This window comes from Bradyrhizobium sp. Rc3b (assembly GCF_900114915.1).
Lineage (GTDB): Bacteria > Pseudomonadota > Alphaproteobacteria > Rhizobiales > Xanthobacteraceae > Bradyrhizobium.
Map to the genome: position 1 here is coordinate 85,663 of NZ_FOUS01000019.1, position 15,506 is coordinate 101,168.

General features: G+C 59.6%; 13 protein-coding genes. 8 read left to right on the forward strand and 5 right to left on the reverse strand.

The features are described 5' to 3' along the window. Window positions 1–29 precede the first annotated feature (29 nt). The 5 genes from BM190_RS34040 to BM190_RS34060 are packed head-to-tail and all read left to right on the forward strand — an operon-like array spanning window position 30 to window position 5,655. The gene (locus tag BM190_RS34040) at window positions 30–809 is read left to right on the forward strand and encodes a molecular chaperone TorD family protein (RefSeq protein ID WP_092261930.1); all 780 of its coding nucleotides are present in this window, start codon (window positions 30–32) and stop codon (window positions 807–809) included. 29 nt (window positions 810–838) lie between these two features. Continuing rightward, complete coding sequence (locus BM190_RS34045) at window positions 839–1,048, forward strand: twin-arginine translocation signal domain-containing protein (RefSeq protein ID WP_092261931.1); 210 nt, start codon at window positions 839–841, stop codon at window positions 1,046–1,048. Window positions 1,049–1,062: 14 nt separating this feature from the next. Beyond that, on the forward strand, window positions 1,063–4,005 hold the full coding sequence (locus tag BM190_RS34050; RefSeq protein WP_092261932.1) for a formate dehydrogenase subunit alpha: 2,943 nt from the start codon (window positions 1,063–1,065) through the stop codon (window positions 4,003–4,005). 12 nt (window positions 4,006–4,017) lie between these two features. Beyond that, window positions 4,018–4,614 (forward strand): formate dehydrogenase FDH3 subunit beta, encoded by a 597-nt coding sequence (fdh3B, locus tag BM190_RS34055; protein ID WP_018316106.1) that lies wholly within the window; start codon window positions 4,018–4,020, stop codon window positions 4,612–4,614. Between the two features lie 39 nt (window positions 4,615–4,653). Beyond that, window positions 4,654–5,655 (forward strand): formate dehydrogenase subunit gamma, encoded by a 1,002-nt coding sequence (locus tag BM190_RS34060; protein ID WP_018316107.1) that lies wholly within the window; start codon window positions 4,654–4,656, stop codon window positions 5,653–5,655. A gap of 31 nt (window positions 5,656–5,686) precedes the next feature. On the opposite strand, the gene BM190_RS34065 is transcribed toward BM190_RS34060, so the two are convergent. Beyond that, the gene (locus tag BM190_RS34065; protein WP_143109136.1) at window positions 5,687–5,884 is read right to left on the reverse strand and encodes a hypothetical protein; all 198 of its coding nucleotides are present in this window, start codon (window positions 5,882–5,884) and stop codon (window positions 5,687–5,689) included. Window positions 5,885–6,736: 852 nt separating this feature from the next. Beyond that, a complete protein-coding gene (locus BM190_RS34070) occupies window positions 6,737–6,952 on the reverse strand; it encodes a hypothetical protein (protein ID WP_049814761.1) in 216 nt (71 codons plus the stop codon). Between the two features lie 1,022 nt (window positions 6,953–7,974). On the opposite strand from BM190_RS34070, the gene BM190_RS34080 reads away from it, so the two are divergent. Continuing rightward, window positions 7,975–9,186, forward strand: coding sequence for a serine/threonine protein kinase (locus BM190_RS34080; RefSeq protein WP_244550819.1), 1,212 nt, complete (start codon window positions 7,975–7,977; stop codon window positions 9,184–9,186). Continuing rightward, the gene (locus tag BM190_RS34085) at window positions 9,173–10,249 is read left to right on the forward strand and encodes a nucleotidyltransferase family protein (protein ID WP_244550810.1); all 1,077 of its coding nucleotides are present in this window, start codon (window positions 9,173–9,175) and stop codon (window positions 10,247–10,249) included. Before BM190_RS34080 ends, BM190_RS34085 begins: the two co-directional genes overlap by 14 nt. Before the next feature lie 128 nt (window positions 10,250–10,377). Here BM190_RS34085 and BM190_RS34090 read toward each other — a convergent pair whose 3' ends face one another. Next, on the reverse strand, window positions 10,378–10,761 hold the full coding sequence (locus BM190_RS34090) for an H-NS histone family protein (RefSeq protein WP_018316113.1): 384 nt from the start codon (window positions 10,759–10,761) through the stop codon (window positions 10,378–10,380). A 697-nt stretch (window positions 10,762–11,458) separates the two neighbouring features. Between BM190_RS34090 and BM190_RS34095 the strand changes: the two genes are divergently transcribed. After that, window positions 11,459–11,827: an H-NS histone family protein gene (locus BM190_RS34095; RefSeq protein WP_092261934.1), complete on the forward strand. Its 369-nt coding sequence runs from the start codon at window positions 11,459–11,461 to the stop codon at window positions 11,825–11,827. Window positions 11,828–11,882: 55 nt separating this feature from the next. Here the strand turns inward: BM190_RS34095 and BM190_RS34100 are convergent, their stop codons facing one another. Next, window positions 11,883–13,352, reverse strand: coding sequence for an exopolysaccharide biosynthesis polyprenyl glycosylphosphotransferase (locus tag BM190_RS34100; protein ID WP_244550811.1), 1,470 nt, complete (start codon window positions 13,350–13,352; stop codon window positions 11,883–11,885). A 107-nt stretch (window positions 13,353–13,459) separates the two neighbouring features. Beyond that, window positions 13,460–15,472, reverse strand: a complete 2,013-nt coding sequence (locus BM190_RS34105; RefSeq protein ID WP_092261936.1) for a hypothetical protein — start codon at window positions 15,470–15,472, stop codon at window positions 13,460–13,462. Window positions 15,473–15,506 lie beyond the last annotated feature (34 nt).

Sequence of the window (15,506 nt, forward strand, 5' to 3'; positions counted from 1 at the left end):
CAGACGGGACTCTTGGATGGGAGGTCCACGTGCGTGATGACGGGCTTGATCGTGCGATCGATGCCGCGGGCGGCATCGCCCAGCTTGCGCGCAAAATCGGCATCAGCCAGCCGTCCGTCTCGAACTGGACGCGCGTGCCCGCACAACGGGTGATTGCGGTCGAAACCGCCACCGGCGTTCCTCGCAACGACCTGCGGCCCGACCTCTACAGCGAACAAGCCGTTTCCTCAGAGCTCGTCGATCCCGTCGATGCTGCGCGGGCGCAGGAATACGCGCTGCTGGCAATGCTGCTGTCTGCGCCGCCGTCGCGACGATTGCTCGGCCAGCTTTCCATGTTGACGGGCGAGGCGACGCCGCTCGGGCGCGCGCATGTTGCGCTGGCTGAGGCGGCCTCAAGCGCTGTCGCGGCGAAAGTCGAGCGCGAATATTTCGACCTGTTCGTCGGGCTCGGCCGCGGCGAATTGCTGCCCTACGCCTCCTATTACCTCACTGGCTTCCTCAACGAACGGCCATTGTCGCGCCTGCGTGCGGACCTGGCGGGGCTCGGCATCGAGCGGGTTGCCAACAACTCCGAACCTGAGGATTCCGCCGCCATCCTGTGCGAGATCATGTCGGGCCTTGCCGACGGATGCTTCGGCGTCTCGCCCGATGCCCAGCGCGCCTTCTTCGAAAAACATGTGTCGCCCTGGATGGCGCGGCTGTTCGCCGACATCGAGAGTGCCGGGAACGCCCGTTTCTATCGGGCGGTCGGCGCGCTCGGTCGCACCTTCATCGGGATCGAGACGGAAGCATTCACATTCGCCAACTGATCGACGCGCGTCGGTCCGGGAGAGATGCGATGAGTGAAGAAACCAAAGCCAAGGTCGGACGCCGCGATTTCTTGCGCAAGGTCGGCATCGGTACGGTCGGCGCGGGCGCGACGCTCGCGACGCCGCTGGTCGGCTCCGCGCAAGCGGACAGCGAGAACAACGATGAGAAGAGCAAGGCGCGCTACAAGGAATCCGACCACGTGAAGGCCTATTACCGCGTCAATCGCTACCCGACTTGAGAGGGAGGCCGCCCGTGCTTATCAAGCGAACCCACCAGAATTCCAATCGCCGCCGTTCTGTCGCGAACACCCTTGCAAGCCAGACCACCGGTCTCGATCGCCGTACCTTCCTGCGCCGGTCCGGTCTTGCGGGTGGCGCGCTCGCAGCCCTCGGCACCCTGCCGGTTTCAGGCGTGCGCAAGGCGGAAGCGGCCGTGGCGGGTCCGCTGACCGCCGGCGCCGCCGTCAAGAAGAGCATCTGCACGCATTGCTCGGTCGGATGCACCGTGACCGCGGAGGTATTGAACGGGGTTTGGATTGGCCAGGAGCCGAGCTGGGAGTCCCCCATCAATCGCGGATCTCATTGCGCGAAGGGCGCTTCGGTGCGCGAGCTGGTGCACAGCGAGCGGCGTCTGCGCTATCCGATGAAGCTCGTGAATGGGCAATGGACGCGCGTCTCCTGGGACACCGCGATCAACGAGATCGGCGACAAGATCTTCGAGGTTCGCGAAAAATCGGGGCCGGATTCCGTCTATTGGCTCGGCTCGGCCAAGATGACCAATGAAGGCTCGTATCTGTTCCGCAAGCTCGGGGCGTTCTGGGGCACCAACAACACCGATCATCAGGCACGCATCTGCCATTCCACCACCGTCACCGGCGTCGCCAACACCTGGGGCTACGGTGCGATGACGAACAGCTACAACGATATTCGCAATGCCAAGACCCAGATGATCATGGGTGGCAATCCGGCCGAGGCGCATCCGGTTTCGTTGCAGCATTTGCTCGAGGGCAAGGAGCTGCAAAAGGCCAACTTCATCGTCATCGACCCGCGCATGACGCGCACCGCCGCGCACGCGACGGAATACGTGCGGATGCGTCCGGGTACCGACATTCCCGTGCTCTATGGCATCATGTGGCACATCCTCCAGAACGGCTGGGAGGACAAGGAATTCATCAAGCAGCGCGTCTACGGCTTCGACGATCTCCGCAAGGAAGTGGAGAAATGGAATCCGCAAGAGGTCGAGCGCGTCACCGGCATTCCCGGCGAACAGCTCAAGCGGGTGGCTAAGATGTTCGCCACCGAGAAGCCGTCGACGCTGATCTGGGCCATGGGCCAGACCCAGAAGACCGTCGGCACCGCCAATGTGCGGGCGAGCTGCATCCTGCTGCTCATGACCGGCAATGTCGGCGGACCGGGCATGGGCGCCAACATCTTCCGCGGCCACGATAACGTGCAGGGCGCGACCGATGTCGGGCTCGATATCGTGACGCTGCCGTTCTACTACGGCCTTGCAGAAGGCGCCTGGAAGCACTGGTCGCGGGTCTGGGAAGTCGACTACGAGTTCCTGAAGTCGCGCTTTGATTCCAAGCAGATCATGGAAACTCCTGGCATTCCGCTGACCCGCTGGTTCGAGGCGGTGACGCTGCCGAAAGATCAAGTCGCTCAGAAGGACAACGTGCGGGCCGTGTTCGTTCAGGGACACGCCAGCAACAGCATCACCCGCATTCCGGAGTCTCTCAAGGGCCTGAAGGCGCTGGACCTGCTTGTCATTGCCGACCCGCATCCCACGACCTGGGCGTCGCTGGCGGTGGAGGCTGGCCGCAAGGACGGCATCTACATTCTTCCGGTCGCCACGCAATTCGAGTGCAAGGGATCTCGCGTCGCCTCGAACCGCTCGCTGCAATGGGGCGAGCAGATCGTGAAGCCGATCTTCGAATCCAAGGATGATCTCGAGGTCATCTATCTCATGGCCAAGAAGCTCGGCTTCGCCGACCAGATGTTCAAGAAGATCAAGGTCGAGAACAACCTGCCTGAAGCAGAAGACGTGCTGCGCGAGATGAACCGCGGCAGCTGGTCGACCGGCTATTGCGGCCAGTCGCCGGAGCGGCTCAAGGCGCACATGAAGAACCAGGCAAAGTTCGACATGCTGACGATGCGCGCGCCGAAGGACGATCCCGAAGTCGGCGGCGATTATTACGGCCTGCCGTGGCCGTGCTGGGGCTCGCCGGAAGTCAGGCATCCCGGCACGCCGCTGCTCTACAACACCAATCTCGCGGTGATGGACGGCGGCGGCACGTTCCGACCACGCTTCGGTATCGAGCGCGAGGAGAAGCTGCCGGACGGAACCACGCGCAAGGTCAGCATGCTGGCCGACAAATCCTATTCCAAGGATTCCGAGATCCAGGACGGCTATCCCGAATTCACGCTGGCGAGCCTGAAGAAGCTCGGCTGGGACACCGATCTCACCGAAACGGAGATGGCCACGATCATGAAGGTCAATCCGACCAATCCGGATTCGGTGTCGTGGTCGCTCGATCTCTCAGGGGGCATCCAGCGGGTCGCGCTCAAGCACGGCTGCGTGCCTTATGGCAATGGCAAGGCTCGCATGAACGCATTCGGCCTGCCTGATCCGATTCCGGTCCATCGCGAGCCGATCTACACGCCACGCGTCGACCTCGTCGAGAAATATCCGACGCTGCCCGATGCCAAGCAGTTCCGCATGCCCAATATCGGCTTCTCGGTGCAGAAGGCTGCCGTGGAAAAGGGGATTGCCAAGCAGTTCCCGCTCATCCTCTCCTCGGGCCGTCTGGTCGAGTATGAGGGCGGTGGCGAGGAGACGCGGACCAATCCGTGGCTTGCCGAACTGCAGCAGGACATGTTCATCGAGATCAATCCGGCCGATGCTGCCGATCGCGGTGTCAAGGATGGCGGCTGGGTCTGGGTCACGGGCGCCGAGAACAATTCCAGGGCGAGGATGAAGGCGCTCGTCACTGAGCGCGTCGGCAAGGGCGTCGCCTGGATGCCTTTCCATTTCGGAGGCTGGCTGGGAGGCAAGGATCTTCGCAGCGCCTACCCGAAAGGGACCGATCCGATCGTTCTTGGCGAAAGCGCGAACACCATCACCACCTACGGATACGATCCCGCGACCGGCATGCAGGAGCCCAAGGTCACGCTTTGCCAGATCGCGGCGGCATAAGGAGCAACGACGATGGCACGTATGAAATTCCTCTGCGACGCCGACCGTTGCATCGAATGCAATGCCTGCGTCACCGCTTGCAAGAACGAGCATGAGGTGCCCTGGGGCATCAACCGGCGCCGCGTGGTCACCATCAATGACGGCAAGCCGGGCGAGCGCTCGATCTCGATGGCCTGCATGCATTGCACCGACGCGCCCTGCGCGGCGGTGTGCCCGGTGAACTGCTTCTACACCACCGCCGATGGCGTGGTGCTGCATTCCAAGGATCTCTGCATCGGCTGCGGGTATTGCTTCTACGCTTGTCCGTTCGGCGCGCCGCAATATCCGAAGGTCGGAAACTTCGGCTCGCGCGGCAAGATGGACAAATGCACCTACTGCGCCGGCGGCCCGGAGGCCGACGGAAGCAAGGAGGAATACGAGAAGTACGGCGCGAACCGCCTCGCCGAGGGCAAGCTGCCGCTGTGTGCCGAAATGTGCTCGACCAAGTCGTTGCTTGCGGGCGACGGCGAGATCATCGCCCAGATCTACAAGGAGCGCGTCTTGAAGCGCGGCTACGGCTCGGGCGCGTGGGGCTGGAAGACCGCGTATCGCGAGACGATCGAGTCCTGAAATGGACAACCGAAGGGCGCACAACACCGGGAGGACGTGATGGCGTCAATTGAAAGGATCATTCGCCTGGCTTTCGGCGCGTGCGCGCTGCTCCTCTTGGTCATGGCGGCGCCCGCAACTGCTCAGCAGGTCAATCCAACCGCGAGTGCGGTCAAGGAGCAGCAGCTTTTGCAGGAGCTCAACCGGATCCAGGGGCGCGTCAGCATTCCCGATCAGCGGTCGGGCGTTCTCGAGCAGCCGCAGGGGCGGGAATGGCGTGAGTTCCGCAACGTGACATTGCGCTGGGTCGGGGGCGTTGCCATCCTTGGCATGATCGCGATCATCGTGATCTTCTATCTCTCCGTCGGGATGGTACGTCTCGAAGCCGGACGGTCGGGCCGCACCATCGTGCGCTTCAACATGTTTGAACGCTTCGTGCACTGGATGACCGCGAGTTGCTTCATTGTCCTGGCCATTTCCGGGCTGAACATCACGTTCGGCCGGCCATTGCTGCTGCCGCTGATCGGCTTCGAAGCTTTCTCCGAATGGTCGCAATGGGCCAAGTACGCCCACAACTATCTGAGCTTCCCCTTCACCATCGGCGTCGTCCTGATCTTCCTGATGTGGATCGGCGGCAATATCCCGAACAAGGTGGATGTCGATTGGGCGAGGCGCGGCGGCGGCCTGATCGGTCACGATCATCCGCCGGCCTATCGCTTCAATGCCGGCCAGAAGATGATCTACTGGATCGTCGTGATCGGCGGCGGCTTGGTTGCAATCACCGGGTACGCGCTCATGTTCCCGTTCTATATGACCGGGATCGAGGCCATGCAGATGGCCCAGATCGTCCACTCCATTGTGGCCGTACTGTTTGTCGCGGCGATGATCGGGCACATCTATATTGGCACGATCGGAATGGAAGGTGCGTTCGAGGCGATGGGCTCAGGCGAGGTCGACGTCAACTGGGCGCGCGAGCACCATAGCCTCTGGTTCGACCAGGAGACGGCACGAGCGGGGCCCGACGACGGACAGTCACGACCCGCAACCGAGGCGGCAGAGTAAGACGGACAGCCGCGAAAGCGGGTGGTTCGCTCTATTGCGCCGGTTCTTTCGCAAACAAGATCGAACGGTCTTGCATCTCCTGTTCAGGGAGCTTGTTCGCCTGACCTGTCTGCAGTTCTTGGATGGATGGCATGCCGTTCTGATCGAACAGTGCGTGCGATCTGAGCATGCTGCTGGCCGCTCCGGCGAGAAGCAAGGCTGCAATGAGCGAGAGCATGAGGCGTTTCATGCGCATCTCCGTCTGCCACGTCCACCCAGCACGACGGATACACGTATATTGTCTTGCGCAATGTGAGCCACTTCACAGCTAGCGGTTCCGAAGTCATCGACGCGTCTCGTCCAACGAAGCCGGAAGTACGAAGCGAGGAAACGGGAAGAGCTGGATCAGACTCGCACGAATACGTTCGGCGCTGTCTGTTGTGATGCGGCTTTGGTCGTGACGAGAGCCGGAATCGGGGTTCAAGCCTGCGATGTATGCCGCTGTGCAAGTGGCCGTATGGCCTCGCTCTCGTGGGCGCGATGTGGGCACCGGTAGACCCCAAAGGATCCATCGAAGGCAATTGGCGCCTGTCGAAGGCGGGCTAGAGAGGACACGGCACGCTTGCGGCGAATAGGCGTTGCGCATCCATGCTGGTCTTTGATTCAGCCAGCATGGTGATCAGAAATGCACTAACTTGGGAATCGTTCGCGTGCGATATCTCGTTGCTCGTGGCTTTCGCGCACGCGACGCCGATGTTCGTCTGTCTCCCGAGCGCCGTGCTTCCGCCCTTCGTACTCTCTCCCGGAGCCGCTTCAATTGAGCGAGCAGGTTAACGAGCTCGATCGCTGTATGATGCAGAACAGCCAGGCTGCAAACCCCAGTACTCACTATAACACCCCAACAGGCCTTGCCGAATCCGTGACGGGAAGATCGAATTTGTGACGACGTGACAATAATTTCTAAGCAATGGATCCCGGAGTCGTCCGTTCGCTTTACGACGATACGCAGAAATATTTTCGAGCACTCTAGTGCATTGCATCAAAATGCTTGCATCGGAAAAGGGAGTTTGGACGCGCGCTTTGAAATGGCCTTGGCACTACATCAGCGCGAAGGAGCCGCACGAAGGATATCCACCGTCCGGGCGATTGATTCTTCGACCCAGGCCTCGCGGGCGAACCAGTTGTGATTGGCCTCACAGATTGGGCAAAGAGTATTGCCGAAAAACACGATGCTCCGCAGGAAAGTCTCGCGATCGGATTTGATGCCGGTAGGAATCGCGCGACCCGTTTGCGGACACTCGACCATGACCATACCCATGTGACCCTCCCAGAAACATACTGCTGAAAAAGGGGCCGGTCGGCTGGAGTGCGCTCTCGTCGGTGCGGGTTACTTGGGGGGGCATCGCACCTGGGGTCGTTGTCGAGCAAAGGGCAGCTTGCTCGTGACGACGCTTCTCCAACCGACCGGATTCCTGCTTGGCGAATTCTCGGGATACCGCCGGCTTAGCCGGCAGGCCTATGAAATGAGGCTTTCGGCTTCAACCGAAGGCTTCTGGGAGGCCCCTCACAATTGGCATGTCCAAATCCCTGCGGCTTCGTGCCAAATATTCTGCTGAATATCTTCCTCTTGACGGACAGATCGGCCAACCGGATCACTGGTCTCACTCCCCCTCGCGCAACTCGTTAACATTATCTTTTCGCATTTAATGCGCAATTAAATTCGTGTTGTCGGTCCGGTTTGCGACTCTCGGCCGATTTATTTTGTGGGCTGTCGCGGCGGGGTGTCGTCATTGAAAAGGTCGGGCCCTTCGCACGCTCGGCCCATCCCTCACTACCTGCCATCAGTTCGGTGCGCGCCGCCAATTAGCTTTGGTAACGGGTGGTTAGGTTCGGTTCAAATATGAAATAAATTTTGATTATATGGTACTGCTGTAAATATCATTGTTAATTGCTGCCGATCACGTAAGCTAAGCTCGTCCAGGTTTCGTTCGGCTGGAGGAGACAATGTGGGATTTAACTCTTAGCGAGTACGATTTCGCCCCCGATGCGCCGCAGTTGGCCCAGATGCGCGCGGATTTGATAGGCATTGGCGAGAAGGAGCGCATTCTGCGAGAACGCAGTGCCGATCGCGAGGCCTATCGGTACCTCCTGGATGCTCATCGGTTGAGCGCGAGCGCACTTTCTTTGAGAGCAGGTGTTGAACATTTCTCCGGAGGGAGGGGGTAGGGCGGCCAGCTGTGGCATGACGGACCGGATTGTCGCTTCGAAACAAGACCGATTGGGTCACTTGTGCCCGGCAGACGGGAATTGCTGCGCCGCGGACGGTTCGGATTGAACTTCGTGGGCTGCCGAGGCCGCGACGATAGCATCCCAGGCGCTGTCGTCGCTTCGTCGGTGCAGGACGGGGCAGATGTCTTCACATTGGTTGGAGCCGTGCTGGAAAGATCGTCGGCAGAGATGGGGTTGAGACCGGCTTCGGACGCAGTGTTCGCGCTGCTGGACGGTCGATCAGTGCTCTTCAGCGGAGCAGGGCAGAAGATCTTTGAACTGGACCGAATAGGGGCATTCATCTGGTGTAAGCTGGCGCAAGGCGCCTCTCTGGAAGACGCCTGTAAGGGGCTTGGGACGCTAGGCGTTGACGAGCACACGGCGCGCCAGTTCACGCGACAGGTCGTAGATGCCTGGATCGATCGAGCGTTGCTCGAGGTCGACTGGCAAATGCGGACCGATTGTGCCTTCTCAGCGGTACTGGGCCGGCACCGGATAGGGGTCCGAGCTGCAAATCGGGACCTGTTGGGGCGGCTGTGTTCGCTGTTTTGTGTTTCAGACCAGAGCGCCGGCGGCGATGACGACATTGCGATCGAGGCAGTGATGCTGGACGAGCAAGTGATCTTGCGCGGAGAGGATTCCAGCATCTCCAGATGTCAAGTCGAGGCTCTGGCCCCAACGATCAAAGCTCACATCACCGAGCGGCTTATTCGAAGCGATCGCTGGACCTTCTCCCTTCATGCCGCTTCTCTTGTGAAGGACGGTATGGGCCTGTTGTTGTGCGGCCAACCGGGAGCTGGAAAGTCTACCCTCTCGTTGCAGCTGGTGGATGCCGGACTTCGGTACGCCGGCGATGACGTTGCGCTGGTTGGCGCGGACGGAGCGATCTGCGGCATCCCGTTTGCACTCACCCTCAAGGAGGGATCGTGGGATTTGCTCTCGCGACTACATGGCGGCCGGTACGATGCGACGCATTGCCGCTCCGACGGCGTTCTGGTGCGATACGTACCCATTGCGGATGCGTACCGTCAGAGCTTTTCCGCAAGCTGGATTATCTTCTTGAACCGTGTCGCGAGCGGTCCGGCCGAACTAACCGCGATAGATCGACTGGATTCGATGAAGCGGCTCATCGATAACGCGTTTGCTGCTGACGGAAGACTTTCGCAGGCCGGCTTTTTCGCCTTGAAGCGGATCATCGCGGGCGCGCGCTCGCTTCAACTCACCTATTGCGAGGCCGTGGAGGCTCGGCGCGTGCTTATGGATCTATGCAATGGCAAGGCATAGCGCGGCGCTGACGAGCCTCTGCAATTGCCTGCGAGGCATGCCACCTGTCGATGTCGAGTGGACGTCCGTAATCGCGCTCGCAAATCAGACACTGACGACGCCGGCGCTCATCGATTTTGTCGACAAATTTGCACCGATCCTTTCGGAGGACGTCTGCGGATATATTCGCCAGATCCACCGCCGGAACGTGCTGCGGAACAATCGGCTCGTCGCTCAACTCGAAGAAGCCGTCATTGCGATGAACGACCTGGGAATTACGCCGATCATGCTCAAGGGGGCATCGACCTTGGTGACCGCGCCCGAGGAGCGACGAGGCGTTCGGCTAATGTCTGACCTGGATATTATGGTTATGCCGGACGACGCCAGATTGGCGGTCTCCGCCCTATGCGTAATTGGCTACAATGTAGACTATGAGACCCCTCCTGAAAGCCCTAGATGGCATGTCGAGCTAAATCGCTCGCAGGATGTCGGGACCATCGACCTGCAGCGGGCAGCTCCAGGTCCTGCGTACCTCTACCAGAGCTTCGGGCACCCGCTGAACCATTGTGTGCCGGCGCCGCTGGGGCGCGGACGCGTGTATATCCCCGCGCCCACCTACCGGGCGCTCATGTTGATCATCCATGATCAATTTCAAGACTACGGTTATTGGCTGGGCGATCTCGATCTGCGGCACCTTGTTGAATTGCGCGATATGAGCAATTCTGCTGAGGGCCTGGATTGGAAAGAGCTTGCCTCTCTTGTGTCAGGCGAATTGATGAAGAACGCGGTTGAAACCCAGCTGTTCGCTCTTGCTGAGTTGCTTGGCGTCGAGATTCCGCAAGAGTTGCGCTCTCGGCTGATTCCCCGTCTGCAGTTCATGCGACAGTTGATGCAAGCACGATTTCCGGCCACACGCGTGCCCTTCCTCGCAATGATGATGCTGGATCTCGGAAACTACCGGAAGATGGCGAATGACACCATCCAACCCACTGCGCGCCGGCGTGGATTGTGGTCCCTGCCGAGGATGGGAACCCTGCAGTTTCTGTTGAAGGCGGCCGTCGCGGTGCGCGCAGGGAAGGCCTAAAATCACAAGCTTCTCCGTAAAGGCGGCAGCTCCGAAGCGAACGCTTTCCATTGGCCGCGTTCCGAGCGGCTGCCAGCTTCCGTGGATCAAACGATTTCGCGCATGCGGGATTTGCAGTGGCAGGGCAATCAATGCCCCTGACCACCAGCATTCTGGTCGGAGGCTTCACCGTTCTCGTGAATCCTGAACTCCTCCAATGTGTGCCCTGATTGTAGTGCGGCGACCAGCCAGCGCGGCTGTTTGCCACGTCCAGACCAAGTCTCTGTCGGCTTGAGAGGGTTGAAGTATTTCGGTACGACCTTTGGGTATTTGCGGCGGGGAGGCTGGCCTAGGCCCATCTCTGCCGCCCCGCTCTCGGGCTCACCGACCTGTTCCGGTTGATTGAGTTGCGCCAAGCGCTTCTCCAACTCCCGCTTTTCGGCCGTGATCTTTTCAGCAAGAATCTTTGTTAGCTCCTCGTGGAGGAGCCAAAGTTCCTCAAAATCCATGGTTTCGAGATCTTGCCTGCGCATACGATTCTGGTCACCGTTCGACCCACGCCCCGACTATCTTGTCATCTCCACGCCGAGTATCGTTTCCGAGCGCCAAATCTGGGGATAGATCCAATGCTGGTTTTTCAAATTAGCGTGACGATAAATAAATAATATATTATTTAATATTTATTGCGAGGATTATTTTCGTTATTTTTAATGCCTCCGAAGAAAAGGGTCGGATGTTATCGATTGCCCTCTGGGCGCCTTCAGGAGGCGATCAGCCGGTTCATCGCTCGCGCGGCTGAATAGACTGATAGCCAGGCTTTGAAGCCACAAATCCAGCTGCGACGGCTCGCCCTCAGGCGTATTGCAGTCCCTCAGCATCCCGGATGCCGCGGGTCCATGGTCGCATTTCAGTAAGAGCGAAGCAGCGCGGCCCGCGTGCCGGATATGTTTTTCGAGGGCGCGGCATGGGAGGTCGATCCCACGCCAGACCCAACGTGTCATTCTTCACTTGAGTCGAGACGTCGGTGCACGCAAGGCGCGTAATGTTACTTCGGCCGCTATTAAATTCAGCGGATAAGTTCATTTTTTTGTCTTGATCAGAACCGGCGGCGCAGTTATGTGGAGCACGAACCTGCCGTTCGGTTCCACATATTTTTGAATAAGCTGACCACTTGGTTCTTGATTACCCGGCCGGGACAATATTAAATGGGCGCAACTACAGGATGCTAGCATGTCGACCAAGAAGCTCGAACTAGAAGCGATGTCTCTCGACGATCTATGGTCGCTTCATGAGGAAATTAGCGGCATTTTGTCGGATCGGATTAAGGCCGAGAAGCAGGAGCTCGAGAAACGCCTGGCGGTTCTCGGCGGGGGGATGGCTGTGTTGGCCGAAGCAGGCGGGCCGGGCGTCTCGCCGACCGGCAAGCAGAGGCGCAAATATCCGCGCGTGCTGCCGAAATATCGCAACCCCCAGACTTCCGAAACCTGGTCAGGGCGTGGCAAGCGGCCGCGGTGGTTGGTTGCTGCCATGAAATCCGGCCGTCGGATCGAAGAGTTTCGCATAGGGGCAGCGACTCCGAAGCTTCGGCAGCGGGCGTGAAACCTCGCTGCGCCAGCGGGGTTGCGGAGTCTGGGGCTTTGGGCGGGGATCGACCCTAGTAGGCGTTGCGGCCCCGCAAGACCTCCATCGGAGTTTGTAACACGATTGCGAGATCGAGCCGAAGACTCCAATTGTCGATGTACCAGAGATCGTACTGTACACGTGCTTCGATCATGGACGCTGTGGGTGTTGCACCGCGGCAGCCATGGATCTGGGCCCATCCGGTCAATCCTGGCCTGACCCTGCGGCGAAACGCGTAGTTTCGCACGAGCTTGTCAAATTCCCCGTCGTGGGCCAAGGCATGGGGACGCGGACCCACCAGCGACATGCTGCCGTCAAGAACATTTAGCAGCTGTGGCAGTTCATCGAAGCTTGACCGCCGTAGCCATTTGCCGACGCGGGTGACACGTCGATCGGCGTGGTGGGCCTGAAGGATCACGGGCCCGTCCTCGAGCACATGCATGGTCCGGAACTTGCGGATCAAGAAGGTCCGGCCGTTGAAGCCACAGCGCTTCTGCCGAAAGAATACAGGGCCTGGAGAATCCAGTTTGATCGCGACCGCGGCCAACGCAAGCAGCGGCGCAAGTATCGCCAGCGCGAGTCCCGCGCCAATAATATCAATCATCCGCTTCGTCGCGCATTCCAGCGGTGTGAGGGGGCCGGGCTGAAGTTCTACACAAACGGCGCTTCCAAGACTTCGCGTATGATGTCGAAGCAATTCGGATGGTGTGCCGACCGGCACAAACATGATCGGGAACGGCAATACCCGTAAATCGGCAATGAGGGCCCGAAGTTCGTGCCATCGTTCCGGCTTAGCTTCCACCACAACCTGCTCAAGCTGGCAACTGCGAATGTAATCGATCACGCGGGCGGTGAGCCGCCTTCGACAGACCGGACCAAAGCCCATTGGAGGCAAGCTGAACCGTCCCTTGACGCAATAACCGTGCATGGCGAGCGCTTCAGACAGCCCCGCGTTCTTCGATAGTGGTTGATCGCTGATCAGAACGATATTTGTCTCGGCGAACTTTCTGCCGCTGAGTCCCCTTCCGAGAAGCGCCTTGACCCCCCACCGCTCGGCCATAAGCAATCCGAGGCCCAAGACGGCGAAAAGCGGGGCTGCTTGCTGAGAAGACTCCGGGCGAACCGCAAAGCCGGACACGGCCCAGATGAAGAGCAACAACGACGTCCAAGCCATACAGACGACGCGTATTTGGTTTCGGAGGGCGAGGAGCTCAACTGGCTGATAAAGGCCCTGGGTCTTCAGCACGCAAACGAGATAAACCGCGCTTACTAGCGCCAAGCCAGTTGCAGCGCCCAAGTCGCCTGCGGCTTGTCCATTTTTAGCCTGATGCAGCAATGTGGAAGCGACGCTCGCAAACAAAATGGTCGCAATATCCGCGCAGAGCGCCACGTATTCAACCGAGTCATAACGGAGGGGCCATTTGTGCTGGCGGGACACACCCGGCCCGGGACTGACACGATCCGTAACCTCCCGATCGGGAAAATGTCGGTTCACGAAGTTCATTTCTCGGGCACCAGCGAGTTAATATTTAATATATTATTAATTAACTGAATTTATCAAGAAAAAAATACCGACCTTGGCTATCTAGCATTCCGTGCCCCCCGGAGGGTTTATCGAGATCCCTGTCGGGAGTTCCGCGCGTGTATCTTGTCGAGGTACGACGGATCCAGCTCCGAAATCAGGCTCTCGAGATAGACCTTTCCGTCGGCCGAAGCCGACCGGTATGCGGCCGCAAGCACCGGGCTCACGATAGGCTGATGCGTAACGACGAGGCTGACGTCTCGTTTGATCAAGTCACGGAACTCGAAGTCCCGTAGCACTGCATCTGTAGCGAGTGCGATGGACAGCCTCAACGGAAGCAGATCCAACTCGTTGGGCGCGGTGTACCACGACATCTTGAGCATCGCTGCCGTGCTAGACTGAGCCAAATTGTGCTTCGATGCCGCCGCGAGCAAGAGCCAAATGTCGCCGCGGAGGGGCGAAGAGCGCAATGCACGAGCAAACGCTTTTGAAGCCGCTGGAGAATCCGTCTTTTGCTCGTCCGCAGCTGGTGTCAAATCCCAACTGGATCTCGCTTCTCCTCGGAGAGATAAGTCTTCACGTGTCGCCGCAACTGAAACCGGTTTCGAGATCCCGTACGGCCATGGTGCTATTGTCGATAGGGCTGTCGACAAAGAAGATTGACCACCGAGATACCACTCGTGAGGGACCGTCCATACTGCCTGCATGATCAGCACGATTCCAAGCAGCATCAGGGCAGCGCGGGGCCAAATGGCGGTCAATGATGACGCGAACTTTGGAAGCGGCGCCGGAGCCGGACCGGCCATCCGCTCCGAAGGCGCCTTCCATTCTGCGGATATGGCGTCTCGGCCCGCGCCGGGGAGGCTTTGAGCGAACGCCAGTCCAAAAAGCGCAGCGACCAAAAGCGACGCGCCCAAACCCAGAATTCCGTGATCGGCAAAGGCTAGTATCGTCAGCGCTATCGAAGCGCCCGCGCCCAGGGCCGGGTACACGTAATCGTAAGCTCGAGAAAGGGAACGCCTGACCAGAATACAGGCGCCGAGCATTGCTATAATTACGAGGCCGCAAAGGAAGGCCCAGCCCATATCTATGACAATGGCCGCGGCGGCGGTTGGCCTTTCTGTTGTCGCGCCGGTTCCAACGTCGCGATAAATCGGCAAGAGGACCGCCGAAGCGCCCGCACCGGATCCTGCCGGCGCGACGTCCTGCAGCATCCGTTCTGTCGCGATCTGGCTGCTCGTTGACAAGGCGATCGTCAGATCGGTGTTCGTTCTGAACGGAATGACCGTGACGCTGGCGATAGAGAATATTGCGGCTGTTGCGAAAATGCCGGCGGTACCCCACAAGCCCAAGAACCACCTGCGAATAGCGAATACCGATAGCAAGATTCCTGATCCGAGGAGGGCAGAAACGATGGCGGTGGAGTTGGCCCGGCTGAGCAGCGCGGCCAGGCAGACGATCATTGCGATGATCGCCGCGAACAGAGCAGGGAGCGGGGCTGGCGCGATTGTTCCGGGCCGACTGTGCCGTCGTAGCTGATCGAGCGCTCGTATTGCCGTCGCACAGGAAAGCAAAACGCCGAGCACAGCGACGGTTGAGCCATCGGGCCCGCCAATACCAGTTGTTTCCTTACGGAACCACATAGCAGTGGCGATCGTGGCTATCGACAGGAGAATATGAAGGACTTGCGCCGCGCGGTATCGATCAAGCGCGATGACCGCGGTGAGGAGGGCCGCGGCGAGCACTGCACAATACTGCGAGAGCGAGACCATAGTCGCCCTGGTATCGACCGTGACTATTTCGGCGAGCGACTCGTTCAGGGCGGCCGATGCAGTGGCCCAAATGGGATTGCCGAATGTGCCCATGGGCATCGGCACTGCCTGTAACGCCATCCAGAGCGCCGGAGCCACGAGTACAGCGACGAGACCGGGCCGGAGCAGCTTGGAGAGCCCGAGGGAGGTGGACGATGGAAAGATCGCTACGACCAGCGCGGCCGTTGCAAGTACGAAGGATGCCAACACCCAGCTTTGCAGGCTTTCCGGCATCGCGAGCGCCGCGGTAATCGCCACGAACTCGGCCAACATGACAAGGCGGATAATCATGTGAACCTCATCGTGTGGTGCGGCCACTCCGCCG

What these genes read in the sequence shown, in the direction of transcription:
- BM190_RS34045 (WP_092261931.1), top strand. Translation starts at nt 839, where the DNA reads ATGAGTGAAGAAACCAAAGCCAAGGTCGGACGCCGCGATTTCTTGCGC.
- fdh3B (WP_018316106.1), top strand. Translation starts at nt 4,018, where the DNA reads ATGGCACGTATGAAATTCCTCTGCGACGCCGACCGTTGCATCGAATGC.
- BM190_RS34060 (WP_018316107.1), top strand. Translation starts at nt 4,654, where the DNA reads ATGGCGTCAATTGAAAGGATCATTCGCCTGGCTTTCGGCGCGTGCGCG.
- BM190_RS34065 (WP_143109136.1), bottom strand. Translation starts at nt 5,884, where the DNA reads ATGAAACGCCTCATGCTCTCGCTCATTGCAGCCTTGCTTCTCGCCGGA.
- BM190_RS34070 (WP_049814761.1), bottom strand. Translation starts at nt 6,952, where the DNA reads ATGGGTATGGTCATGGTCGAGTGTCCGCAAACGGGTCGCGCGATTCCT.
- BM190_RS34085 (WP_244550810.1), top strand. Translation starts at nt 9,173, where the DNA reads ATGGCAAGGCATAGCGCGGCGCTGACGAGCCTCTGCAATTGCCTGCGA.
- BM190_RS34090 (WP_018316113.1), bottom strand. Translation starts at nt 10,761, where the DNA reads ATGCGCAGGCAAGATCTCGAAACCATGGATTTTGAGGAACTTTGGCTC.
- BM190_RS34095 (WP_092261934.1), top strand. Translation starts at nt 11,459, where the DNA reads ATGTCGACCAAGAAGCTCGAACTAGAAGCGATGTCTCTCGACGATCTA.
- BM190_RS34100 (WP_244550811.1), bottom strand. Translation starts at nt 13,352, where the DNA reads ATGAACTTCGTGAACCGACATTTTCCCGATCGGGAGGTTACGGATCGT.
- BM190_RS34105 (WP_092261936.1), bottom strand. Translation starts at nt 15,472, where the DNA reads ATGATTATCCGCCTTGTCATGTTGGCCGAGTTCGTGGCGATTACCGCG.